A 22,818-nucleotide genomic window follows, 5' to 3' on the forward strand; every position below is an offset into this window, starting at 1 on the left:
CCCTAAAAAAACAATCATGAAAAGAAATCCCATTGTATTAGGCACAGCATTGTTATTCATTGTTTTTATCGCCTGTAGCTCGGACAACGATACGACTATAGACGATGAAGGCATAGACTTGACGGACGACGATGGTTTTACCGGAGACGTAACCTTGAGTGCGGCATTCGCCGAATTTGATGAAGATGAGACCGATATTTATTTGGACGGCTCCAATGTGGTCATTGAAACCACGGGTTTTCCCAACCATAGGTCGGTATATTGGGGAGAGGGCCATCCGCTATATCAAGAGGAGCCCGGCGTAGCCCTCACTCCAAGTATTATCCCCAATTTTGACGGTTCCGCTACCTTGACCGTTCCGGCCAATCCCGAATTGGCAGCGACCACTACCTCTACCAGTTTGGGTGCCATCGGTATCGCGGTCAGCGGCGCGGCCATTTTTAACGATCAGGAGGGAAACGGTCCCTTGCAAGGTGCCGCGGCCAGTCTGGATTATACCGGTGCCCATATAGGCCCTTCGGTATATCACTATCATTTGGAGCCTACCGCATGGTCCGAGGATGATGAGGCGTTGATCGGTATTTTAGCCGATGGCTTCCTTATTTACGGGAGAAAATGTAATGCTACGGGGGCCTATCCTACGGATTTGGATGCCTCGGGCGGCCATACCTCAATTACGCAGCATTCCGATGAGGCCTTGTACCACTATCATATTGAAAACGAGCTTTATTTGAATGCCTACTATATTATTTTTCCAGGAGATTATCAAGGAACGCCCAATGCCATCAATTAAGGCTTTTAATTGGCTTCTGCTCCTTTTCATTTTCTTGGCGGGCGGTAATAAAAATAACGGTAAGGCCATCAAAATTTTGGATTTCGAGGTACACCAAAGTGAATTACGATTATACCCCAATACCGGGCAATGGTTGTATAAAGGCCATCCCTTTAATGGTTTTGCCTTGGCCTATCACCCCAATGGGGCACTTGCCGAAAAAATCGGGTTCCACGAGGGAAAAAAGCAAGGTATAGCACTAAAATGGTATGCCGATGGTGCTTTGGCGGGTAAAAAAAACTATGTGGAAAATCGTTTGGAAGGTGTCACCAGAACCTGGTGGCCCAACGGTGCATTGAGCTCGGAATCCCATTATGTAAACCGACAACGCCATGGAAAGCAGATAAAATGGTACCCAAGCGGACAGATGGCCCGAATGATGCATTTTGACCAAGGGAAGGAAGAAGGCTTACAACAGGCCTGGTTGCGGACCGGAAAATTGTATGCCAATTATGAAGCCAAGAACGGGCGTTTTTTTGGCCTTAAACGATCCAATCTATGTTATCAATTAGAAGATGAAACCATCCAGAGATAAACTAATCTTGCTTTTGGCATTGATCTTCGCTACGCTGGGATGCCGTACCGAAACCAAAAAAGAAGTCGTTAGTCGGGTTGAAACCCTACCCTATTATGATAACCCTTCATTTACCCCTAAATGGTTGCCCCAGAACAGTGATTCCATCTTTGGGTTGCATAAAGTGGCCCCTTTTCAATTGGTAAATCAATTGGGGGATACCATTACCCAAAAGACCTTTGCCGACAAAATTTATGTAGCGGACTTCTTTTTTACCTCTTGCCCAGGTATCTGTCCCAAAATGACTGCGAATATGGCCCTGGTACAGGAAGCATTTAAAGATGATAAGGGCATTTTGTTATTGTCCCATTCCGTTACACCGGAATATGATTCGGTTCCCGTTTTAAAGAAATATGCAGATACCAAAGGGGTTATCCCCAATAAGTGGCATTTGGTAACCGGGGAACGTAAAACCATCTATGACCTGGGACGTTATGCGTATTTTGTGGAGGAAGATCTAGGAGTTCCCAAGGGAGGGGACGATTTTTTACATACGGAAAACTTTATCCTTGTGGATAAAAACAGGCATATCCGTGGCATTTACAATGGGTTGAACAAAACGGCCATAGCGCAATTGATCGCCGATATCAAAACATTGCAGGAGGAGGGGTAACAGTGTTCTTATCCCTAAAAAGCTGATTTTTCATTTGTTATTGTATGGCCCTGCCACCCACTTATGGGAATCTGTGGCGTTGGCTTGAGGCGTATACATGTACTATCAGGACCTGGTTAGAGCAAAATGACAGAAATACATCCCCAAGTGGTAATAAATACTTTTGAAAACCCCAAAAATCCGGTAGATTAGCAGTACTAACCAGTACGAGATATAGGTACGTTAGGCACATTAAAATCAACTCGTATCTTTGTATCAAACCGTTAGAAATGACAACAAAACAGATTAAATCGAGAATACAGAGAGCCCTTGACAATGTCCCGGAGAATGTTCTAGAGGAAATTCTAAATTACCTAGAGGAAATCCAAGGAAAGTCGGCGGATAAAGTTGTCATGTCCCAACGAATTCGTAAAATTCTTTCCGAGGACAAAGAGTTACTCGAAAAGCTTGCACAATGATAGACCTAAAGCAGGCTTTAAGTATTCATCAAATACTAATAGAAAGATTTGGGGGAGCCGATGGAATCAAAGATCAAGGTGGATTGGAATCAGCTTTGAACAGGCCATATGCCACATTCGACCAAAGAGAGCTGTACCCTACTCCAGTTGAGAAAGCAGCGGCTGTTCTGGAAAGTATTTTAATTAATCATCCTTTTGTAGACGGCAATAAGCGCACCGGTTATGTATTAATGAGGCTTACCTTAATGGAAGGAGGTCTGGATATTGAGACAAGTCAAGCCGATAAATATGAATTTGTCATAAAGGTGACGGAAGGAAAACTTGACATCGACCAAATCAAGGGTTGGATTTCAAGCCGACTTAAAAAATAATGTGCCCTAACAATGCCTACATTCAGCTTGTCCCCTATGCTTAAGAAGAAGAAAAATCCCTAAATTCCAACTTAAAATAATCCGGAAAGGAATTCCGGCTTCGGCCCAACTCGCCGAAAAATCCAGCCAAAGGCGGACAGGTACACTGGCCAACGTCGTCGTATACCAGCCGTCAAAAAACTGAAATCGCAGCAGGCGGAATCGTCGTCTGCAAACGAAAGACAAAATGTACATAAACATAGAAACGGAAAGGCTTAGAATAAGACCAATCAAATTGATAGATGCAGAATTCATTATGCAATTGGTGAATTCCGAGGGGTGGCTGAGATTTATTGGAAACAGAAACATCTCCAATACAATTGATGCTAAAAAGTATATTCAAAAGATACTTGACAACACAAAAATTTTTTACAATGTTTTTGAACTAAAAGAATCGCAAAAGGCCATAGGAAGTGTAACCTTTCTTGAGCGAGAAGGTGAAAGATTTCCCGATATCGGTTTCGCCCTATTGCCCGAATTCGAAAAAAATGGATATACCATTGAAGCGAGCAAAGCGTATCTTAAGGAAATTGATACATTAAATGAATACGAGAACATCATTGCAATTACGCTACCCGATAATCAAAAGTCGATACGTGTATTGAGGAAACTCGGTCTAAAATATCAAGGTGATTACAAAAAAGGGTTGAAACCTTATCATACCATAGTCTAAAGAAATTAAAGGAAACCAATTGGTAACAAAGTGTGCGGTATTCATAGCTGGTAAAAGCTGTTACGCCTCACATACTTAACGTTAAGGTTTACTATTTAAAAAATGATAATTAGAGTTTTTAAGGCATCATACCTAAGGAATTGTACAGTGAATTTGAAATACAATTCAAACAAATAGACCTTAACGATTGATGGTGCACATTAAACCCAACAGTGGCCGTAATCATGTTGATAACATATGTTGGGACGGGCAGCGGTAAGAACGGTTGGCTATCTTCTATAACCTGAATTGGCAAAAATGAACGATAAGGACTATTTTTTGAATTTATATGAAATAGCGAGTCACCTAAATAAGGAATTCTCCCTACACTCCGCACTCCGTAAATCTTTAGAGAAGACTGTGGAAATCCTTGATTTGGAAACAGGTTGGTTCTGGCTTACCGAACCTGATAACAAATCCGTTTATCTAGCCGCTTCCCACAATCTACCACCAGCTTTAGGCAATCATCCGGAACGCTTATCGGGTTGGTGTTATTGCATAAAACAATATTTGGCGGATGATATTGACCAGGCGATGAATATCAGTGAGATTACATGTTCCAGGTTAAAGGATATCGGCACAGGCACAAAAGGGTTGAAATTTCACGCCATAATCCCAATAACGATTAACGGCCAAAAGGTAGGGCTTATGAATTTGCTCAGTAAGGAGACGCGGCAACTAAACGAAAAGGAATTGGCCATTCTTAACACCATTAGTGAGTTGATCGGAACTGCAATTCAGCGTACTAGATTGCAACAATCCCATAGTAGTAAGGTCATTGGAGCGGATACGGCCATAAGCAAAGTGTTGGAGCGGGTTTTTCATCCAAAAATAGAGGCCCTAATTTCTTGCCTCGATAATCCCCGGCAGGATAAGGACAAAATAAATAAGGCACTCAATAAAGCGAAGGAACTTCAGCAGCAACTAACGATGCTATGTAAAGAAACGAAAAAACATGACAGAGCCGAGGCTAATGTAAAGGAGTTGCTATATCCTGACCTGCCCTTAACAAACCGCGAATTGGAAGTACTTGGCGCTATAAAAAAAGGGCTTACCAACGGTCAGATCGGCGAACAACTATTCATAACCGAACGTACCGTAAAATTTCACGTTACAGCAATTCTCTCCAAACTTAACGCAAAAACCAGAACCGAGGCCGTTGATATCAGTTTGAAGAGAGGTTTTCTGGGTATGTGACCCTATTTGGGCCTCTTGCTTACCTGTACCATGGTACAGTGGCATTTCTGTACTTAAGCCCGTTTTATTGCTCCTACGCTATTCTGATATTTGTTTCAAACTAAAAACAAAATAGTATGAAAACACAGCATATATATTTGGAACATGCCAATATTACGGTAAATGACCTACAGGAAGCCATCAAGTTCTTCCAAACCGCTTTTCCCCAATTCAAGATAAGAGGTGGTGGCAAAAATATTAGGGAATGGGTCCATTTTGGTGATGACCATACTTACATCGCACTTAATCAGGCTACACAAAATGATGTAAAAACTAAAAAAAACTATGACAAAGCTGGAATAAATCACATCGGTTTTGTTGTACAAGATGTAGAAGAGATTGCCAATAACCTTTTAATGAACGGATACAAACGAGACTACCCAAAACAAGTGGGGCCATTTAGGATTCGGGACTATTTTGCCGATGCCGATGGTAATCAATATGAATTCGTGCAGTACCTTAGCGAGATACCAGAAGAAAAAAACAGTTACAACGATTAAATACATATCTAAAAATGGGAAAAAAAACAGCGGCCTTTATTTTATTGATTACAGGGGTATTCCTTTTTTCATACCTCATTACCGTAGGTACCAATAAGGTGACATTCGATTCAAAGCGTATTACAGCTATGAGCGTTCCAAGTCCTGAATTTAAATCTTTGGTTTGGTCGGATGAATTTGCGGGTAGCGGAGCAATTAACCCCGAAAAATGGTTTCATCAAACACAACTGCCGCCAGGAGGTAGTTGGTGGGGCGGTTTGGTACAGCATTATACAGACAGAGCTTCTAATTCTTACGTAAAAAATGGTTATTTGAATCTGGTCGCCAAAAAAGAAAAATTCGAGGATCAAGGCGAGATTAAAAATTATACCGCGGCCAGGTTAAACTCAAAATTTGCCTTTACTTATGGGCGAATAGAAATTCGTGCAAAACTACCAGCAGGTACAGGTACTTGGCCGGCCATTTGGTTGCTCAACAAAAATATTGACGAAGATGGCGCGTATTGGGACAATCAAGGTTTTGGGACGACCAAGTGGCCCATATGTGGTGAGATAGACATATTGGAACATTGGGGCAAGAATCAAGATTATGTATCAAGTGCCGTTCATAATGCATCCAGCTATGGGAGCGAAGTCAAAAATCTTGGCGGTCAAAAAATAGATGACGTTTCAAATGAGTTTCACATATATACTCTTGATTGGACTAAGGAAAAAATGGTATTCACTGTAGACGGAGTGGAACATTTTCAATACCAACCGTCGCTTAAGAATTCTGATACCTGGCCTTATGATTCCGATTATTATTTACTATTGAATATAGCTATAGAACCGGATATTGACCCTAATTTTGTTGAAAGCCCAATGGTAGTGGATTATATTCGGATTTATCAATAGTCGATGAATTACATCTTAAAAATAAAGGTAAGATAGGTAGTGTACGGCTTCCAAATATCTGCCAGTCCCTCATATCCTATCATTGGAAACAAATGGCACAAAATGACCGAAATTATTTTGATAAATCACATAAAGACTTATCTAACCCTTTCAGAAAAGGAGTTATCCGAAATTGTACTTTTTTTCGATTGCCATTCGTACAACAAAAAGGAAACACTGCTTTTTGCAGAAAAACGGTGTGATAGGTTGTTCTTTGTTGCAGATGGGTGTCTGCAACTATACTTTATCGATAGTTTGGGCAACCCAAAAACCTCTCAATTCGCTATAGAAAATTGGTGGTTGACCGATTTTTTGGCATTTCAAGACCAGAGACCATCCAACTTCTACATTGAAACCGTTGAGCGCTCAACGGTTTTATCCATTTCTTTTTCAAAGTATCAGGAGCTTTTGGATAAATTCCCCAAAATGGAAAAGTACTTTAGGATTATTTACGAAACGGCTTACGGCTCGGCATTAATGCGCTTAAAATACGTACACAGCCTTTCCAAAGAAGAAATGTTTTTTAGGTTTCGCGATAGTTTTCCCGAATTTGTACAACGCGTACCGCAATATCTTTTGGCCAGCTTTCTGGGTCTGACTCCCGAATATCTGAGCGAAATTAAGGGAAAGCAGCTTTCTTAAACCAGTTTAATTTTTGCTACAATCGATTTGACCACCTTTGTTCCATAGTAAATAAAGGGCTGGTTCAACTATGATCTAGGTAATAAGAACACTGTATAACTACAGGCCAATTACCATTTTAGAATGATGGTCAAACCAACCAAAGGGAATAACGAATAACACTTGGTCATGAAAAATTTAAGGATTATTACGACACTATTTTTTGCAACCTTTTTTATTGGTTGTACTACCGAGAAATCAAAAACCAACCAAAAAACTGGAAATGCCAATCTTGTAGCCTCACCATCTGACACGCTTACAAAACACTTAAAACCGTTCAGGCCGGAATTACCCACAATAGGCCTTCTAATGTTCAATGGCGTCCTGCAAGGAGAAGTTGTAGCTACATCCGATGTTTTTGGGAAACCTGATAAAAACATGGAACAAATCTTTAACGTAATCACCATAGCAGGAACGGAAAAACCGATCACAACCGAAGAAGGTATGCGATTTATCCCCGATTACACTTTTGAGAATTGTCCCAAGTTGACCGCTTTGTTCGTGCCGAGTGGCTATGATATGTATGCCCAGGTCCATAACGAAAAAATGGTGGAATTCATTAAAAGGAAAAACCAAGAAACCGAATACATTGTGAGCAATTGTGCCGGGGCACAGCTTATTGGGAAGTCCGGAATAGCAGATGGACATAAAATCGTGACCTATATTGGTGGTGGGAAACAACTGCAAAAGGATTATCCCAATCTAAAAGTTCAAGATGATAGTTTAGTAACCTTTGTGGAGGATGGAAAATTTAGTTCATCCAACGGAAACTTAACGAGCTACATTTCGGCCCTCAATTTATTGGAAAAAATGACGAGTGCCGAACACAGAAAATTTATAGAGAGTTATTTGTATATTGACCGACTTCAAAATTGGACAAAGTAAATATGGTGCCAACTACATATCCCATGAAAAGCTTTTTTCAAATCTCCCAGACCTACAGGAATTCAGATATCTATTTTTTATCCTTGAATTAAGTAACTTGTTTATGAAAATTGGTACTCAAAAACGGCTACTATACAAATACGAAACCCTTAAAAACAAGCAGATAACACATTGCAGGAGGAACAATACAAAATGTTAATTGTTCAGCTATAGACAAAAAAAATTAAATTCATGTCCAATTTCCAGGTTTTCAATCATTATGTATATGAACGTTTACTATTTATTCATTAAAAACAAAAGACATGAAAGATTTTATGATGTTATTCCACAGCGAACCCGATCCCGATTTTAACCCTACTCCCGATCAAATACAGGAGGAGGTGAAAGCTTGGCAAGATTGGATGGAAGGAATTGGTGCACAGGGCAAACTCAAAAATCCTGGAGAGGCCCTGGGCTTTGAAGGAAAGACCATGCATGCCAATGGATCCATTACGGACGGTCCATATGCCGAAATCAAAGAAATTATAGGAGGTTTTATTATCGTCTCTGCAAATTCCATCGAAGAAGCTATCCAACTAGGCAAAGGTTGTCCCGTATTAGCCAGCGGCGGCAAAGTAGAAGTGCGGGACATCATGATTTTTGATGGCATGTAACATTCCGTTTAGCTCGGAAACAGGGCAGATGACAGACAACTTTCCGAGATAGTTAAGTTGGAGTATAGCAATCAGTATGCTATACTCGAACTTATCATGGATTGACCGATTTGCAATTCGCTGAGGACATTATTGAGCAAAAGACTATTCCGAAATCACCTACTTTACCTATATTCACCATTGCTCTATTAAGGAACAAATAGTATCACCAAATGAAAAATTTTGAAGATCGACTTAAGGGTGGACATCCAAACTCATTGGGAAATACCGTAGAAGTCGTTGAAGCCGTATTAGCGGAAAATGGGCTCTTTAACGAATTGTTCAATTGCTATTTTAGTGAGGATGAAGTGGTACGATTACGAACTTCAAATGCCATGAAACGGATTTGCAAATCGAAAAAGCAAATTCTAATCCCATACATTGACCGATTTCTGACCGATATTGCCGAAATTGACCAAGCATCCACCCAGTGGACCTTGGCCCAACTTTTCGGAATGATGGAAAAAGAAATGACCGAAAAGCAAATTGAACAGGCGAAAAAGATCATGAAGAACAATCTTGCATGTCATAATGACTGGATCGTGCTTAACCAGACCATGGATACTTTAGCAAATTGGTCTACAAAAGATTTGGATTTGAAAGCATGGATACTACCACATTTGGAACGTTTATCTTCGGATGAAAGGAAATCGGTTTCAGGTCGGGCGAAAAAGATGATCAACAAATTAACCCAATGAAATCCCAGTGTGCTGCCTATGGGCAGCCAAAACCCTTCAGAATGACCCGGATGAGCTGTCGGGAATTGCCAAAAGTGGCAGTCAAAACGAGGAATTTATGTGTAGCCTATAAATGAATGGTACACCTAACCGTTGAGCGTAATCTGAATGAACGAAAACCAAATCATAACATGGTTGCTTAAGGGTGATATTGCGCTACAGTATCAAGTCCACCGTGATTTGTTGGGGGATGACCGCAAAGATCTACAGCAGTGCATAGCCCTAACGGGATGGGCCAAACAGTTTTTGTCCAAACGTAAACCAAATGGCCATTGGGGGGATCGGTTCTATCAGCCCAAATGGATCTCTACCCATTACACGCTGCTCGATCTTCGCAATCTGAATCCAGACCCGGATAATGAAACGATAAAAGAGACGATTGAATTGGTTTTGGATATGGGAAAAGCCGAGGATGGAGGTATTCCATTGGGACCTTCCACAGTAAAGCATAGCGACGTTTGCGTAAATGGCATGTTTTTGAATTATGCTTCATATTTCAATACCGCGGAAAAGAGATTGTGCTCCATTGTGGATAGCATTCTCAATGAGAGAATGCCCGATGGCGGTTTTAACTGTAGAACAACGAGAAGTGGTGCAAAACATAGTTCCTTACACTCCACCATCTCCGTACTTGAAGGATTGTATGAATTTCGGAAATCGGGATATAGCTATCGATTGGATGATATTTTAAATGCCAAAGGGAGTGCCGAGGAATTTATTTTGCTACATCGGTTGTTCCTTTCGGACCGAACAGGGGAAATCATCAACAAGGACTTTTTAAAGCTGTCCTACCCAAGCCGATGGCGATATGATATTCTTCGTACGTTGGACTATTTTCAATATGCCGGAAAAAAGTGGGACGATAGAATGAAGGAGGCTTTTGATGTAATCCAGAAAAAGAGAAATAAGAATGGTACATGGAATATGCAGGCGTCACATCCGGGGCAAGTACACTTTATAATGGAAAAAGCCGGTAAACCAAGCCGATGGAGTACGCTAAGGGCAATGCGGGCAATAAAACATTTTGAAACAGAAAAACAACCATAAAAAGGTAATGCATATTAAAAGATGCCGTATCCAAACCGTTGTAACAAAACAAAAAAAAGCTTACATGAAAAAAATAACACTTCTTTTAGTACTGATTTTTGCTTTTAGTTCCTACTCACAAGATTCGAAAATTACCGACGAACAAAAAATCAAACATGTAATATATCAATTTTTTGAATCCCTGGAAAAAAAGGACGCCGCACTTATGCAAAAGGCCACAATGGATGAAGCCCAAATCTGGCGTAGGTATAACAATAAAAAACCTATTGAAATGGACATGCGCTTTTCAAAGGACGACCTTCCGAAAATGCAGGCCTTACCTGATGTAAAGGAGGTTGCCCTGCAATTTGAAATTTCCTTGGGAGATGGAATTGCCACGGCATGGGTACCTATGAATTCTGGGTAGAGGATAAGTTTTCGCACTGTGGTGTAGATGCCTTTACCCTGTTTGAAGTGGACGGAAAATGGAAAATTATCAGTGCGGCCTATACCGTGGAAAAGCAGAAATGTAAAAGATTAACCCAGAAAAAATAGAGCTCATTAAGAAGAAAATGAAAATAATATCGGTAAGGGAAAACCCAAGCTATAAAAACAAGGCCATAGCTTATTTTCAAAGAAGCTGGAAAAGTGTCCTCCCGATCATATATGAAGATTGCATTACGCATAGCATAGGCGCAAGGAACTCATTACCCCAATGGTATGTATTGGAAAAAAACGCTGAGATCATAGGTTGTGCCGGACTTATAACCAATGATTTTATAAGTAGAGGAGATCTATATCCCTGGGTTTGTGCATTATTTATTGGAGAGAAGCATCGAGGCAACGCCTATAGTTCACTACTGTTGGAGAAGGCAAAGCAGGATACCAAAAAAGCAGGATTCGAATATTTATATTTATGTACGGAACATATTGGATATTATGAAAAGTATGGGTTTAACTATATCGGGCAAGGATACCATCCTTGGGGAGAGGAATCCAGGATTTATGAATTGAAATTAGATTAAATGAAGGTAGTCGTAATTGGGGGCACGGGTCATATTGGCACCTATTTGGTTCCTCGGTTGGTCCAGGCAGGCCATGATGTTATCTGCGTGAGTCGCCAGCGGGGCAATCCATATACTGCCCATGAATCTTGGAAACAAGTCAAGCATGTTGATATTGACCGACAGAAGTCCGAACGAAATGGGGATTTTGGAACTCAAATTGCATCCCTTGGTGGAGATATCGTTATCGACCTAATTTGCTTTACACCTCAAAGTGCCCAAAAGCTTGCCGAAGTACTTAAGGGAAGGGTACAACATTTTCTGCATTGTGGAACTATGTGGGTCCATGGTCATAGCGAACAAGTGCCTACTTCTGAAAATCAAAGGCGAAATCCATTCGGTTTATATGGTATCAACAAGGCCAAAATCGAGACATATCTACATGCTATTTATCAAGAAAACGGATTTCCAATCACCATACTACATCCCGGTCATATTACCGGACCTGGCTGGTTGCCCGTTAATCCCGTTGGGAATCTTAATCCAGAAATATTTGTACGATTGTCCAAAGGAGAAGAAATTACCTTGCCCAATCTTGGAATGGAAACCGTTCATCATGTCCATGCCGATGATGTCGCTCAAGCCTTCGTTAAAGCCATCGAAAATCATCAAAATTCTATTGGAGAAAGTTTTCATGTGGTTTCGGAACAGGCACTTACCTTAAGGGGTTATGCGGAAGAAATGGCAAGGTGGTTTGGAAAGGAACCTAAATTAAGGTTTCTTCCTTGGGAAAAATGGCAAAAGAACGTTACCCAAAGAGACCAGGAATTAACTTGGGATCATATAGCGCATAGTCCCTGTGGAAGTATTGCAAAAGCGAAACAATTACTGAATTATACCCCGAACTATAGCTCGTTACAAGCCGTTCAGGAATCTATAGAACATTATTTCGAAAAGGAGGGAATACCGGTCAATCGCTTATAACCGGTATACCAATGACCCAATCTCATTGATGATTTTTTCGACCAATTTCCTATCTTACAATTCTGATACGTTAAACACGCCACACGGCAGTGATTATATAAAAAAGACCGATAACTTTCTTGGACAGAGACTATGAAAAAGACTTTTTATTTACTAATGATTTTGTTCTTGGCAAATGCCTGTATGAAGCCCAATGAAAAAGGGACATTTGGTCATGATCTACATTTTTTGAATACGAACAAAAAAACAATTGTACTTAAAAACAATAACGACAAATGTCAATTGGTAGTCATACCCGATTATCAAGGTCGGGTAATGACAAGTACTTCCAACGGTTTGAATGGGAAGAGCTACGGATGGATCAATTATGACCTCATTGCATCCCAAAAATTCGAGGAACAAATCAATGTTTTTGGAGGAGAGGATAGGTTTTGGCTAGGGCCTGAAGGAGGGCAATATTCAATCTTTTTTGAAAAAGGGGACGAATTCACAATGGAAAATTGGTCTACGCCAAAATCAATTGACACGGAACCCTTCTCGTTAGTTGAAAACACGGAAACCTCAGCTGTGTTTAACAAGGACATACAATTAACCAATTATCAGGAGTATGAATTTAGCATCAACATAAGAAGAGAAGTATCGCTACTAGATGAAGCGCAAATCAAAAAGAACCTAAAGCTCGATTTTGATGATGAAATGTTATTCGTAGGATTTCAATCCGAAAACACAATGACGAATACAGGTCCCTCGGCTTGGACGAAAGCTAACGGACTACTTTCCATTTGGATACTGGGTATGTTTACGCCATCGGAAAATACAACGGTTATCATCCCATATAAAGATTCCCTAAAACTCAATACCGATTATTTCGGAGAGATCGATCCGGATAGATTAAAAATTAACGAAAAGACCATACTTTTCAAAGGAGATGGAAAATATCGATGTAAGATCGGGGTTCCTTTTCAAAATGCCCTACCTATTTTTGGCAGTTATGATTCGGAAAACAATGTTCTTACCCTAGTGGAGTATTCTACAACGGAGGTAACTTCTTATGTAAATTCCTTATGGAAACATCAAGATGACCCATATGAAGGTGATGTTATCAATTCCTATAATGATGGCCCTTTAGAAACCGGTAAGCAAATGGGGCCATTTTATGAGTTGGAATCGTCATCCGCGGCCAAAGAATTAGAACAGGGGGATTCCATCCAGCATGTCCATAAAACCTATCACTTTGAAGGAGCATATGAAAGCCTGAACAGCATAGCCAAACAAACCTTGAATATAGACCTTGATGAAATTAAGTTTTAACACCAATAGGTGAAAATCAATACTATAGGAACAGTATTAAAGCACCGTTTAGCCCCAACCTTTCCATTTTAATCCTTGGATTCTCCTATCGCCCATTACATTCAAAGCATTGTAGTCAATACCGCAAAAAAATACTATCTTTCAACAAATCATTAAATTCCAACAAAATGAAAACCAAAATTATTGCTTTGATCCTTGGTGCGGTAATCCTCACCGCTTTTCAGCAGAATACCTCTGCCGACGCCAAAACCAAAAAAGGAATGATAAAAGTAACCATCCTATATCCCAACGGTGATGGGAAAACGTTTGACATGGACTACTATTCAAATAAGCACATGCCCATGCTCAAGACCTTAATGGGCGACTCGCTAAAACTGTTGGAAATAGATAAGGGAATTTCGGGCCGGACACCCGATGAACCCATTCCCTATTTGGCTATTGGATATTTATACTTTGATAAGCTTTCGGCCTATCAAAATTCCTTTGGACCAAATGCGGAGAAAATTGTAGGTGACATCCCGAACTATACCAACATTCAACCCATAGTGCAAATTAGTGAGGTATTGCAATAATGACAAATGAAGTATTGTGTTCCCCTCATTTTGTTATTGCTTTTCTCGTGTACTACCAAAAAGAATCACGAGGACCAAAGATTTAAATATTTGGGGCAAGAAACCCCGGATACTATTCCTCGAGTTTTTGGAGAAGGTATCATATCTGTCAAGGGCAGATTCGATATGGGTTTGACTATTTCCCCAGATGGTAAGAGCATAGCCTTTGGGGTAGCCCATGAATCCGATCCCGAGGAAACCTGTATCTACCTTATCAATTATGTAGACGGAAAATGGAGCTCTCAGGATAAGTCCTTTCTTCCAGAGAATAGCAATACCTTCTTTCCAATGTTCGGTCCTACCGGAAAGGAACTCTATTTTGCAAAATCGGTGAATAACTCGGAAACGGATTTATGGGTCGCTCAATTTTTGGACAATAAGGCAATAAACCCAAAATCTCTGGATTCTATAATTAATTCCAAATCCAGGGAGGCCGGACACGGTAAGGCAAAAAGTGGATCTCTGTATTTCACCTCCAACCGAGATGATCAAAACCAATGTTGTGGCGACATCTATTTCTCTCAACTTAATTCGGATGGGTATTCATCAATTCAAAAATTGGATGAATTAAATTCTAGTTCAGACGAGGAAAGTCTGTTTTTGTCCCCCAACGAGGATTATATCATTATTCAGGCATGGAAAAACGAGTTCGAATCCAAACATGACCTATACATAAGTTATCAAACTAAAGAAGGATCCTGGACGATTCCAGAAAGGCTAAACACCAACATAAACGGTAAAGAAATTGAGCAACGACCATTTGTATCCCCGGATAATAGGTTCTTGTTTTTTAGTAGAATGCATATAACCCAAGAAAAAGGGAAGGATATATATGATTCCGATATCTATTGGGTAAGTACAAAGTCGATCTTTAAGCCTTATGCCTATAATACCAAAATTGAAGCTACGGTAAAATACAATAAAAAATTTGAGATAAACTTTCCGCACGATTTATTTAAGGACATCGATGATAGTAAGTTGTTATATGAGGTATCTATGGAAAATGATTCCGAATTACAGGAATGGATCAAATTCGATTCCAGTAGTTTAGCCCTAAATGGGGTTTGGAAATCCAAAGTGCCCTTAACCATTAAGGTGACCGGAACCGATAGTTCGGGGAATTCAGGAGCATTTAAAATTAAACTCGGGGAAAAAGATAATTAATCCCATATTTGGACATGGCCGTTAAGAGCGGCTGCATCCCATACCTATGCTTCATTGGGCTTTACTTAGAAAAAGACAGAATATGTCCCTATCATTCTATCTTTTCAAATTGTATCTTCAGTGATTCGGAGCTCTTTCAAATCTAAAAAGGGTAACCTATTTTGATTTCCCTAAAATTAAGAAAAAGAATTCTGTATAACTTCCCGCGTTGTTCGGAATATATGTCCATTTAGATCTAGCCATACACAACCATAAGGGTTTTTCCATCCACCAATCCGAGATTCAAATATTTTTAATCATTGAATGTTCTGCATTCTATTCAGACATATTTAAAGATGAAAATTCATTTCCTTCTCGCACTGGTAGTACAGACTATGCTATTAGGCACATGTTCCAAGTCCAGCAAAGGTTCCATGGTTCAAAAAAACGAAGCCGATCTGCTTATAGATAGCCTTGCCAACACCGATTTACCTAAAAGTGACAAGATCAGTTCCATTAGGAACGCAGGTTTCTCCTATTACTATAACGGTGATATCGATTCGGCCCATACAATGTTCACGTATACTTATCAGCAAGACTCTACCGACATTGAAAACATGTATGCCGTAGCCTTGGTCAATTCTATCCATGGTAATTATAACAGGTCCTTGGAGCTTTTAAACAAGATTATACACAGGGATTCTCTCGCCAAGTTGAGTGCCTATGGATCCGTGGCATTGATCTATTCTTTTAGGGGCGAGGAGGAAAAAGCTAGAAACCTTGTCGATACGATGCTAAAAAGCAATCACGACAAAATCCGAAGGGAAGCCTATTCCATTGCATCGGTTTTATCTATTAAAAAGGACTCCATAGCCCAGGCCATAGATTTCATGAAATTAAGGATTCCCGTATCCAAAAAACTATATACCCCATCTTCCCCAAGATTGGAACATCCATATTGGGATTATCACTTGATCGGAAATATTTACCTTACTGAGCACCTACCTGACTCGGCGGCACGGTACTTTGACGAAGGCCTCGCGTCGGTGGATCCAACCGATAAACCGAAGACCATAGACGTCATCAAAGATGATTATACCTACTTTAAGAGCATGTATCTTCTTCAAAAAGGATCCTATGACGATTCCTATACTAATTTCAAGCCGGACTTTGAGAGCAACAAAAATGGATATGGCGGAATTTGGGCACGAATACTAATTGAAAAGAACCTTCCGGATAGCGCATTAACCATATTGCATACGTATAGCCGTAATGGGTACTATAAAAAATTTCTGGAAGGAAAAGCATATCTCAAGTCGGGTAAGTTTAAAAAGGCCGATACTTTTTTTAAAGAGGTCCTTGGATTCCATCAGGTGGGCGAATGGTATTGGCAACATGAATATGCATTGATCTGCAAAGAAATACGAGATGTCTACTCCGATTCCAAGATAAAACGTAACGGTTCGCAGAATTGATTATGCTCTGAATGATACCAGTCCCTTGAACCAATCAGATGAAGCAACAAACCCATGCAATATGACTCATTTAGTATCCCAACTTTCATACGTGTTACCCATGGCAAAATACAATGCAATAATCATCCTGTTATTGGTGCCGACACTTTTGGGATTCCGGGAGGTTCGTGCACAAAAAAAAGCCCCTGAAGTATTTAATGGCCGTCCGGCATGGTCGCCCGATGGAAAAAAAATAGCTTTTGTATCCCGAGGTAAGGTGGATGTAAAGGTCAATGAACTATATGTAATGAATGCCAATGGTACCGATGTAAAACAATTGACCAGTGACGGGTACTACAAAAAAGGGGTTTGTTGGTCCCCGGACGGTAGGTGGTTGGCCTTTGCGGGGGGTAAGGATGACCAATGGCAACTATTTATGATACAATCCAATGGATCAAAGCAGACACAACTTACCACTTTTGATGGCCATGAACCCAGTTGGTCCCCAGATGGTAAAAAAATTATATATAATTCCTCACGTAACGGAGATGCGGAATTGTTCATCTATGATTTGGAAACCGATAGGGAGTCAAAATTTAAGACCGGTAGGCCCAATTCATGGGAGCCCACATGGACCAAGGACAATAAAATTCTCTTCATCTCCCCATTGTTTACCGATAAACAGGAATTCTACCTCATCGACTTGAAGAACGAAGACCTAGAACAAATAACCCATAATGGGATAAGGGAATTTGGCGGAACTTTCTCTCCCGATCAAAGCCAGTTGGCCTATGCCTCCCAGAAAAATGGCAACTGGGACATTTATGTGCTAGATTTGGAAACCACAAAAGAATGTAGACTAACTTTCCATGAGGACAATGATATATATCCTGACTGGTCGCCTGATGGAAAAAAAATAGTTTTTCAATCGGACAGAGGCCCCGGAAGAAGTATTTTCATTATCAATCCTGATGGTACGGATTTAAGAAAAATTGACAATTAACCTCTCATCTATAGGGTGAAGCTGGTAAACCTATTCCATAGCCCAGTACGGTAAATTTCCAAAACTACCGAGCCGGGAAATCCAATACAAAAAGGCTATCTTAGTGTTATAACGGAATAGACCGTTGGTGGTAATTTCCAAAACTACAACTATGAAAACATTAAAATTATTTACTGGACTCTTAGTCATTTTTGTAACATTTGGTTGGAAAACGAATAATCCCAACTGCAAAAACAGTACTTACATCCTAAACCAAGTACAAGAAAAATACGATAGTAACCAGAAATGGGGAACATCCGAAATAAAGTTACACATCCAGGAACCTCGGGTAAACAACCCGCAAAGATATACCAAATTGAACCTTAAGAATTCAGATGACTATTTTGAAATGGAAAGGTTCAGGGAAGACGGAATCGTTAAAAGGATACTAACCGGAAATGGGGAAAGTAAAATATTCCTCAACGGAGAGTCGGAGCTCTCCAAAGCTATTATAGAGCAATATAGGTTAAATGTAGAGAGAAGTTTAGGACATAAAAAATTTTACAAGTTAATGTACGGCCTTCCAATGTCCCTATCCAATAACTTCTGGGAGCAGATAAGACCGGCCCAAAAAGCGGAATATAAAGGTAGGGACGTGTATAGGGTTGCCATGGAATTAAAAGATGAAATGATAAGCAAACATTGGACATTAATAATTGAGGTCGAAACGTATACTTTATTGGCCATTGAATTTAATCATCCCGAAGATCCGGGAAAAGAAGAAGAGATCATTACGTTTGAAGGTGAATTTGATATTAATGGAATGAAGATTCCTAGAATTAGAAATTGGTATATAAAAGGAACCAATGAATATCTGGGAACGGATATCATTGTAGAAGAGTTGAAATAAGTACAACTGCCAATAAGGGCTAAGACTTCAATTGCCCCATGATTAGTCACCATACCTGACAAGACCATTACACCTGACATAAATTATGGAACACGTTAAAAATCAGGATTACTTCTTAATATCAACGGCCATTTGTTCTTTCCTCGGAGCTCTGACCACGGTCTTGCTCATCTTTCTTCCCAATCCGGATGCACCTGATTTTGAAACCAGGTCGTCCCTTTACGACAACGGCCTTTACCTCGGCAAACTATGGATTCTTTTTATCCACCCACAGGTAAACATATTGGCCAGCCTTGGAGTGGCCTATTTGCTATTCAAAAAATACCCTTTACAAATAGTTTTCGGAACACTTTTCCTATTGGTCTGGGCCTATACGGAAATGGCCCAACAATCGCTATTAATAGATACGTTGAACCAAATTTGGCGACCAGGATATGTGGAAGCGGACAATGAAGTTTCAAAAAACATGTTCGAAACCTTGATCAAGGCCGCAAACGGCATCTCCGATAGCCAATATTTTTTGGTCATTTATGGTTTTGGCCTCGGTTCCTTATTTTATGGGTTGGCATTGGCACAGGAGGGTGGATTGGGAAAATGGATAGGAATAGCCCTATTGTTTATTGGTATTCTTAGTTTGTCCTCATTTGCAAGATACTATCTAGGGGTAACATCCCTTAATGAAATTGTCAACTGGTCCTATAAATGGATTTATACGTATTTACAACCCTTGGTCAGAATAGCCATCGGGGTTTGGATTTTAATGGAAATCAAAAAAAGGTACAACACTACTACGTAGAATTCCGCAATAACATGTCAAAATACACCTTATCTGGATAAGCACACTGTTGTGTACATTCTTCCATTCGAACATCCCAAATTGAATTCAAGCCAATAAAAGAATTACATTGGTGAAAATCCAAATCCATGGTCAGTGTCAAAATCAATCAAATCTTTTTCGTCATCCTTTTGGTAAACGGATGTCTGACATCAGGACAGGAATGTGATCTTAGCGAAAAATCCTATTTTTCACCAAGGTGGTCCAAAGACGGAAAGTGGATAGCATTTCATAGCAATGTAACGGGCAACCGGGAAATTTATCGGTTTGATTATGTGCAATCCAAAGTTGAAAGACTTACAACTACGGCACATCAAGAACGGGTACCGGTAATTTCACCTGATGGAAAAAGCGTTCTCTTCTTCAGAACTGAAAAGGGCAAAAAATATTCGGCATTGTTTACTATGAATCTGGATAATCAAAAGGAAGTGCCCTTAACAGATTTACAGGGCAAAAATTTAGATCCGGATTGGTCCCCGGATATGGACCGATTGACTTATGTTTCAACTTCGGACGGAAACTGGGAAATTTATGTTATGGACCAAAATGGCGCTACCAATACAAGGCTTACGTATAACGATGTATTGGATTATTCCCCACATTGGTCTCCCAATGGGCAACAAATAGCCTTTATTTCAGGGGAATCCGGTCAGGAGGATATTTGGCTCATGAACTCCGATGGGACGGAAAAAAGGAATCTTACTCCGGATAACAGGGAGGAGATTTCCCTTAGTTGGTCTCCGGACGGTAATCAAATCGTGTTCTCATCAAGAAAGTCCAAAACAGAATTTTCAAACACAAGCGAAAAGGAAAGATCAAAAAAATCCAACAATAGTTCTGAGATATTCATTTTAGATTTAAAATCGGGCCAAACAAGCCAAATCACATCCAATACCCATTTAGATGTATATCCAAGTTGGTCGCCGGATGGAAGTAAAATCGTATTCTGTAGTTGTAAAAACGGCCATCTGGAACTTTATACCATGAAGGTGGATGGAAGTTCCCAAACAAAGTTGAACCTAAACTAGTTTTCGCTATGTGAAGGGTACAAATTGCCATTAAAGCCAATACTTCACCCCCTTTTGAAAACCGGAATTTGCCTACCTTTAAACCTCGCTATTTCCTATCTTGAATATATGCCTGTAAATTTGGGAAAAAACGTGGTCCTGTCCTTTGGTATTCTGATAAAAAAAGTCCATTTACCTAATGAATTTAATCTTTGAAAATCGAATAATACAATGAAGGCCTTTACTAAAAATAGTTACGGGGGACCTGAAATTCTGCAGCTGGAAGAAGTCGAAAAACCCGTCTTGAAGGAAAATCACATTTTGGTTAAGGTAATGGCAAATTCAGCGAATCCGGCAGACTGGCATATTCTTCGTGGAAAACCTTTTTTTGCACGATTCTCCTCAGGTTTGTTTAAACCCAAAGACAAAATTCTAGGGGCTGATTTTTCAGGTATCGTAGAAGAAATAGGAAATAACGTAGCCCATTTTAAGGTGGGGGACTGCGTATTTGGTGAGACTCTTATGGGAGGTTCTTTTGCAGAATACATTTCTGCACCATCAAGTGTTTGTGCCATCATGCCCAAAGAAACGGATTTTCCTATAATGGCAAGTGTCCCCATAGCCGGATTAACGGCACTGCAAGCACTTGTGGAACATGGACGACTTAAAAAGGGAGAATCGGTTTTGATCAATGGTTCCTCAGGAGGTGTCGGTCATTTCGCGGTCCAAATTGCAAAGGCATATGGCGCCAAGGTAACCGCTGTCTGTTCTGATAGAAACATCGACTTCGTAAAAGGTTTGGGTGCCGATAAGGTTATTGCCTATGACAAAGAGAGTATTCATAAACATGATGGCAAATACGACCTTATTGTGGACACGAACGGTAACCTTTTTTTACAGGATTTTGAACGTATGGGAAAACGAGGAGTGCTCGTAGGTTTTACCACTTTGAAACATATGATATGGTTGCTCATAAAAGCAGGTTTTAGCAAATTCCCCTTAGTTCAATTTACGGCCGAAGCCAATACCAAAGACCTAGAGACATTGGCAACTTTGATACGGAACGGAAAAATTAAGGTCCATATTGACAAGACCTACCCATTTCATAAAATTCCGGATGCCATAGCATATATTGAAGCGATGCGAACCAGAGGAAAAGTGGCTATGGTTTGGAAAAGTGTTGATGGGAAAGAAAATAGCAATTAAATGGACAAACGTTAAATAGTACTGGTTTAAATAAAATGGGGAACGATCATTAACTAGTGGTTGTTCTACAATTCTAAAAAATCCCCCAGGGATTTTCCCGATCGATAAACCTCTTGGATCATTTCTTCAGGAAGGAAACTATCGAGAATAAAAAAATCGTCTATCCTTCCTTTGAATCCGAGACCAATACGGATTTCCCAATCATCTATGTTCCAGTCCAACGTATGATCGAAGCCTTTGACCTCACCGACAAGGACACCATCAAAATACACATGGATCACTCCCTTTTTACCAGAACTGTTCAGGTTTTTCCAAGTGCCTACAACATGATGCCAGCTATCGCCACTGAAATCGATATGCGGAACGGTTACCACATATTCTTTGTTTGGGCCACCCCTACTCCCAGGCAAGTCGCGACGCCCAGTGGTACCAAAACGGAAAATTGGGGTGTCCGGCAGCTCGCTGGTTACAAAATCCATCCAAATTTTACCATTGTCACGGTCGCTCTCCGCAAGCAAATGGACCGGATCCAACCAGATGAGCGAACGTTCTTTTAGATTTTCCATATCAATTTGTAGCCACATCCCAATAGCACCGTCAAATGCCTCCCCACGGTTATAGGGAAAATTTCCTTTTGCCGGATAGCGTACAACATCCTTTGTCCAAATCGTTTCCAGTTTATCTTCATAAATGAATTCCGCGGCCTCTCCAAATTTGCCCTTGTTCCCAGAAGTAATGAACGGCCCATACCGATCCACTTCTATTTGGGCTTTCCCGTTTCCTACACTGAAAGTTGCATTGAACGACTCGTCAAAATCTGCATAAAACAGAAGAGAGGCAAGAATAAGTGCAATTTCAGCGGATGGATTTATCATGATATACTTTTCCTTTGTTTGAGTCGCACTTTCCATGGAGTCATGAAGATATTCCGGAAAATGAAATTTAAACCTAATATACCGAAAATTGGATTCATACTAAAGAGGACAAGCGAATGGCCGGAGGAGAAACCGATGTATTTGGATTTATGCAGGTTTACCAATGGACTTCACAAAGATAACCGCAGGTTTCTTTAAAAATATGCTT

The 22,818-nt window shown here is 40.2% G+C and carries 28 protein-coding genes; 27 read left to right on the forward strand and 1 reads right to left on the reverse strand.

Going from position 1 to position 22,818, the window contains the following annotated elements:
* The first annotated feature begins 16 nt into the window (after nucleotides 1-16).
* The 27 genes from D7Z94_RS19915 (at nucleotide 17) to D7Z94_RS20040 (ending at nucleotide 21,735) form a co-directional block, all read left to right on the forward strand.
* Entirely contained in the window at nucleotides 17-793 is a 777-nt protein-coding gene (locus D7Z94_RS19915; protein WP_120713387.1) for a YHYH protein, read from the forward strand.
* Nucleotides 780-1,367, forward strand: coding sequence for a toxin-antitoxin system YwqK family antitoxin (locus D7Z94_RS19920; protein ID WP_158594691.1), 588 nt, complete (start codon nucleotides 780-782; stop codon nucleotides 1,365-1,367). Before D7Z94_RS19915 ends, D7Z94_RS19920 begins: the two co-directional genes overlap by 14 nt.
* Nucleotides 1,348-2,019: an SCO family protein gene (locus D7Z94_RS19925; RefSeq protein ID WP_120713389.1), complete on the forward strand. Its 672-nt coding sequence runs from the start codon at nucleotides 1,348-1,350 to the stop codon at nucleotides 2,017-2,019. Before D7Z94_RS19920 ends, D7Z94_RS19925 begins: the two co-directional genes overlap by 20 nt.
* Before the next feature lie 269 nt (nucleotides 2,020-2,288).
* Nucleotides 2,289-2,477 carry a hypothetical protein gene (locus tag D7Z94_RS19930; RefSeq protein ID WP_120713390.1) on the forward strand — a complete coding sequence of 63 codons (189 nt, stop codon included), beginning with the start codon at nucleotides 2,289-2,291 and terminating at the stop codon, nucleotides 2,475-2,477.
* Nucleotides 2,474-2,848: a type II toxin-antitoxin system death-on-curing family toxin gene (locus D7Z94_RS19935; protein ID WP_120713391.1), complete on the forward strand. Its 375-nt coding sequence runs from the start codon at nucleotides 2,474-2,476 to the stop codon at nucleotides 2,846-2,848. Before D7Z94_RS19930 ends, D7Z94_RS19935 begins: the two co-directional genes overlap by 4 nt.
* A gap of 226 nt (nucleotides 2,849-3,074) precedes the next feature.
* Nucleotides 3,075-3,560, forward strand: a complete 486-nt coding sequence (locus tag D7Z94_RS19940) for a GNAT family N-acetyltransferase (RefSeq protein ID WP_120713392.1) — start codon at nucleotides 3,075-3,077, stop codon at nucleotides 3,558-3,560.
* A gap of 297 nt (nucleotides 3,561-3,857) precedes the next feature.
* The gene (locus D7Z94_RS26135) at nucleotides 3,858-4,796 is read left to right on the forward strand and encodes a LuxR C-terminal-related transcriptional regulator (protein ID WP_120713393.1); all 939 of its coding nucleotides are present in this window, start codon (nucleotides 3,858-3,860) and stop codon (nucleotides 4,794-4,796) included.
* Between the two features lie 116 nt (nucleotides 4,797-4,912).
* Complete coding sequence (locus D7Z94_RS19950; RefSeq protein ID WP_120713394.1) at nucleotides 4,913-5,335, forward strand: VOC family protein; 423 nt, start codon at nucleotides 4,913-4,915, stop codon at nucleotides 5,333-5,335.
* Nucleotides 5,336-5,349: 14 nt separating this feature from the next.
* Nucleotides 5,350-6,228, forward strand: coding sequence for a glycoside hydrolase family 16 protein (locus tag D7Z94_RS19955; protein WP_120713395.1), 879 nt, complete (start codon nucleotides 5,350-5,352; stop codon nucleotides 6,226-6,228).
* A gap of 102 nt (nucleotides 6,229-6,330) precedes the next feature.
* Nucleotides 6,331-6,909: a Crp/Fnr family transcriptional regulator gene (locus D7Z94_RS19960; protein ID WP_120713396.1), complete on the forward strand. Its 579-nt coding sequence runs from the start codon at nucleotides 6,331-6,333 to the stop codon at nucleotides 6,907-6,909.
* Nucleotides 6,910-7,077: 168 nt separating this feature from the next.
* Nucleotides 7,078-7,833 (forward strand): DJ-1/PfpI family protein, encoded by a 756-nt coding sequence (locus D7Z94_RS19965; RefSeq protein WP_120713397.1) that lies wholly within the window; start codon nucleotides 7,078-7,080, stop codon nucleotides 7,831-7,833.
* A 302-nt stretch (nucleotides 7,834-8,135) separates the two neighbouring features.
* Entirely contained in the window at nucleotides 8,136-8,486 is a 351-nt protein-coding gene (locus D7Z94_RS19970) for a YciI family protein (RefSeq protein ID WP_120713398.1), read from the forward strand.
* Nucleotides 8,487-8,698: 212 nt separating this feature from the next.
* Entirely contained in the window at nucleotides 8,699-9,223 is a 525-nt protein-coding gene (locus D7Z94_RS19975; protein WP_120713399.1) for a hypothetical protein, read from the forward strand.
* A gap of 147 nt (nucleotides 9,224-9,370) precedes the next feature.
* Nucleotides 9,371-10,309, forward strand: coding sequence for a prenyltransferase/squalene oxidase repeat-containing protein (locus D7Z94_RS19980; protein ID WP_120713400.1), 939 nt, complete (start codon nucleotides 9,371-9,373; stop codon nucleotides 10,307-10,309).
* A gap of 64 nt (nucleotides 10,310-10,373) precedes the next feature.
* The gene (locus D7Z94_RS19985) at nucleotides 10,374-10,715 is read left to right on the forward strand and encodes a hypothetical protein (RefSeq protein ID WP_147415945.1); all 342 of its coding nucleotides are present in this window, start codon (nucleotides 10,374-10,376) and stop codon (nucleotides 10,713-10,715) included.
* On the forward strand, nucleotides 10,691-10,843 hold the full coding sequence (locus tag D7Z94_RS25695; RefSeq protein WP_158594692.1) for a hypothetical protein: 153 nt from the start codon (nucleotides 10,691-10,693) through the stop codon (nucleotides 10,841-10,843). Before D7Z94_RS19985 ends, D7Z94_RS25695 begins: the two co-directional genes overlap by 25 nt.
* A 17-nt stretch (nucleotides 10,844-10,860) precedes the next feature.
* Nucleotides 10,861-11,313, forward strand: a complete 453-nt coding sequence (locus tag D7Z94_RS19990) for a GNAT family N-acetyltransferase (RefSeq protein ID WP_120713402.1) — start codon at nucleotides 10,861-10,863, stop codon at nucleotides 11,311-11,313.
* A complete protein-coding gene (locus D7Z94_RS19995; protein WP_120713403.1) occupies nucleotides 11,314-12,276 on the forward strand; it encodes an NAD-dependent epimerase/dehydratase family protein in 963 nt (320 codons plus the stop codon).
* Between the two features lie 132 nt (nucleotides 12,277-12,408).
* The gene (locus tag D7Z94_RS20000; RefSeq protein ID WP_211341818.1) at nucleotides 12,409-13,587 is read left to right on the forward strand and encodes a DUF6786 family protein; all 1,179 of its coding nucleotides are present in this window, start codon (nucleotides 12,409-12,411) and stop codon (nucleotides 13,585-13,587) included.
* A gap of 167 nt (nucleotides 13,588-13,754) precedes the next feature.
* The gene (locus tag D7Z94_RS20005) at nucleotides 13,755-14,159 is read left to right on the forward strand and encodes an EthD family reductase (RefSeq protein ID WP_120713404.1); all 405 of its coding nucleotides are present in this window, start codon (nucleotides 13,755-13,757) and stop codon (nucleotides 14,157-14,159) included.
* A gap of 6 nt (nucleotides 14,160-14,165) precedes the next feature.
* A complete protein-coding gene (locus tag D7Z94_RS20010; protein ID WP_120713405.1) occupies nucleotides 14,166-15,362 on the forward strand; it encodes a PD40 domain-containing protein in 1,197 nt (398 codons plus the stop codon).
* A gap of 335 nt (nucleotides 15,363-15,697) precedes the next feature.
* On the forward strand, nucleotides 15,698-16,816 hold the full coding sequence (locus D7Z94_RS20015; protein WP_147415946.1) for a tetratricopeptide repeat protein: 1,119 nt from the start codon (nucleotides 15,698-15,700) through the stop codon (nucleotides 16,814-16,816).
* Nucleotides 16,817-16,877: 61 nt separating this feature from the next.
* On the forward strand, nucleotides 16,878-17,798 hold the full coding sequence (locus tag D7Z94_RS20020) for a TolB family protein (RefSeq protein WP_120713407.1): 921 nt from the start codon (nucleotides 16,878-16,880) through the stop codon (nucleotides 17,796-17,798).
* 151 nt (nucleotides 17,799-17,949) lie between these two features.
* A complete protein-coding gene (locus tag D7Z94_RS20025) occupies nucleotides 17,950-18,687 on the forward strand; it encodes a DUF6503 family protein (RefSeq protein ID WP_120713408.1) in 738 nt (245 codons plus the stop codon).
* Between the two features lie 85 nt (nucleotides 18,688-18,772).
* The gene (locus D7Z94_RS20030; protein ID WP_120713409.1) at nucleotides 18,773-19,483 is read left to right on the forward strand and encodes a hypothetical protein; all 711 of its coding nucleotides are present in this window, start codon (nucleotides 18,773-18,775) and stop codon (nucleotides 19,481-19,483) included.
* Between the two features lie 128 nt (nucleotides 19,484-19,611).
* On the forward strand, nucleotides 19,612-20,550 hold the full coding sequence (locus tag D7Z94_RS20035; RefSeq protein ID WP_120713410.1) for a DUF5050 domain-containing protein: 939 nt from the start codon (nucleotides 19,612-19,614) through the stop codon (nucleotides 20,548-20,550).
* Between the two features lie 210 nt (nucleotides 20,551-20,760).
* Nucleotides 20,761-21,735, forward strand: a complete 975-nt coding sequence (locus tag D7Z94_RS20040; RefSeq protein WP_120713411.1) for an NAD(P)-dependent alcohol dehydrogenase — start codon at nucleotides 20,761-20,763, stop codon at nucleotides 21,733-21,735.
* 65 nt (nucleotides 21,736-21,800) lie between these two features.
* Here D7Z94_RS20040 and D7Z94_RS20045 read toward each other — a convergent pair whose 3' ends face one another.
* Nucleotides 21,801-22,610, reverse strand: a complete 810-nt coding sequence (locus D7Z94_RS20045) for a LamG-like jellyroll fold domain-containing protein (protein ID WP_158594693.1) — start codon at nucleotides 22,608-22,610, stop codon at nucleotides 21,801-21,803.
* Nucleotides 22,611-22,818 lie beyond the last annotated feature (208 nt).

The organism is Ulvibacterium marinum (assembly GCF_003626755.1).
GTDB classification, from domain to species: Bacteria; Bacteroidota; Bacteroidia; order Flavobacteriales; family Flavobacteriaceae; genus Ulvibacterium; species Ulvibacterium marinum.

Coding starts and splice junctions, on each gene's coding strand:
- D7Z94_RS19915 (WP_120713387.1), top strand. CDS start 17: ATGAAAAGAAATCCCATTGTATTAGGCACAGCATTGTTATTCATTGTT.
- D7Z94_RS19920 (WP_158594691.1), top strand. CDS start 780: ATGCCATCAATTAAGGCTTTTAATTGGCTTCTGCTCCTTTTCATTTTC.
- D7Z94_RS19925 (WP_120713389.1), top strand. CDS start 1,348: ATGAAACCATCCAGAGATAAACTAATCTTGCTTTTGGCATTGATCTTC.
- D7Z94_RS19930 (WP_120713390.1), top strand. CDS start 2,289: ATGACAACAAAACAGATTAAATCGAGAATACAGAGAGCCCTTGACAAT.
- D7Z94_RS19935 (WP_120713391.1), top strand. CDS start 2,474: ATGATAGACCTAAAGCAGGCTTTAAGTATTCATCAAATACTAATAGAA.
- D7Z94_RS19940 (WP_120713392.1), top strand. CDS start 3,075: ATGTACATAAACATAGAAACGGAAAGGCTTAGAATAAGACCAATCAAA.
- D7Z94_RS26135 (WP_120713393.1), top strand. CDS start 3,858: ATGAACGATAAGGACTATTTTTTGAATTTATATGAAATAGCGAGTCAC.
- D7Z94_RS19950 (WP_120713394.1), top strand. CDS start 4,913: ATGAAAACACAGCATATATATTTGGAACATGCCAATATTACGGTAAAT.
- D7Z94_RS19955 (WP_120713395.1), top strand. CDS start 5,350: ATGGGAAAAAAAACAGCGGCCTTTATTTTATTGATTACAGGGGTATTC.
- D7Z94_RS19960 (WP_120713396.1), top strand. CDS start 6,331: ATGACCGAAATTATTTTGATAAATCACATAAAGACTTATCTAACCCTT.
- D7Z94_RS19965 (WP_120713397.1), top strand. CDS start 7,078: ATGAAAAATTTAAGGATTATTACGACACTATTTTTTGCAACCTTTTTT.
- D7Z94_RS19970 (WP_120713398.1), top strand. CDS start 8,136: ATGAAAGATTTTATGATGTTATTCCACAGCGAACCCGATCCCGATTTT.
- D7Z94_RS19975 (WP_120713399.1), top strand. CDS start 8,699: ATGAAAAATTTTGAAGATCGACTTAAGGGTGGACATCCAAACTCATTG.
- D7Z94_RS19980 (WP_120713400.1), top strand. CDS start 9,371: ATGAACGAAAACCAAATCATAACATGGTTGCTTAAGGGTGATATTGCG.
- D7Z94_RS19985 (WP_147415945.1), top strand. CDS start 10,374: ATGAAAAAAATAACACTTCTTTTAGTACTGATTTTTGCTTTTAGTTCC.
- D7Z94_RS25695 (WP_158594692.1), top strand. CDS start 10,691: ATGGGTACCTATGAATTCTGGGTAGAGGATAAGTTTTCGCACTGTGGT.
- D7Z94_RS19990 (WP_120713402.1), top strand. CDS start 10,861: ATGAAAATAATATCGGTAAGGGAAAACCCAAGCTATAAAAACAAGGCC.
- D7Z94_RS19995 (WP_120713403.1), top strand. CDS start 11,314: ATGAAGGTAGTCGTAATTGGGGGCACGGGTCATATTGGCACCTATTTG.
- D7Z94_RS20000 (WP_211341818.1), top strand. CDS start 12,409: ATGAAAAAGACTTTTTATTTACTAATGATTTTGTTCTTGGCAAATGCC.
- D7Z94_RS20005 (WP_120713404.1), top strand. CDS start 13,755: ATGAAAACCAAAATTATTGCTTTGATCCTTGGTGCGGTAATCCTCACC.
- D7Z94_RS20010 (WP_120713405.1), top strand. CDS start 14,166: ATGAAGTATTGTGTTCCCCTCATTTTGTTATTGCTTTTCTCGTGTACT.
- D7Z94_RS20015 (WP_147415946.1), top strand. CDS start 15,698: ATGAAAATTCATTTCCTTCTCGCACTGGTAGTACAGACTATGCTATTA.
- D7Z94_RS20020 (WP_120713407.1), top strand. CDS start 16,878: ATGACTCATTTAGTATCCCAACTTTCATACGTGTTACCCATGGCAAAA.
- D7Z94_RS20025 (WP_120713408.1), top strand. CDS start 17,950: ATGAAAACATTAAAATTATTTACTGGACTCTTAGTCATTTTTGTAACA.
- D7Z94_RS20030 (WP_120713409.1), top strand. CDS start 18,773: ATGGAACACGTTAAAAATCAGGATTACTTCTTAATATCAACGGCCATT.
- D7Z94_RS20035 (WP_120713410.1), top strand. CDS start 19,612: ATGGTCAGTGTCAAAATCAATCAAATCTTTTTCGTCATCCTTTTGGTA.
- D7Z94_RS20040 (WP_120713411.1), top strand. CDS start 20,761: ATGAAGGCCTTTACTAAAAATAGTTACGGGGGACCTGAAATTCTGCAG.
- D7Z94_RS20045 (WP_158594693.1), bottom strand. CDS start 22,610: ATGATAAATCCATCCGCTGAAATTGCACTTATTCTTGCCTCTCTTCTG.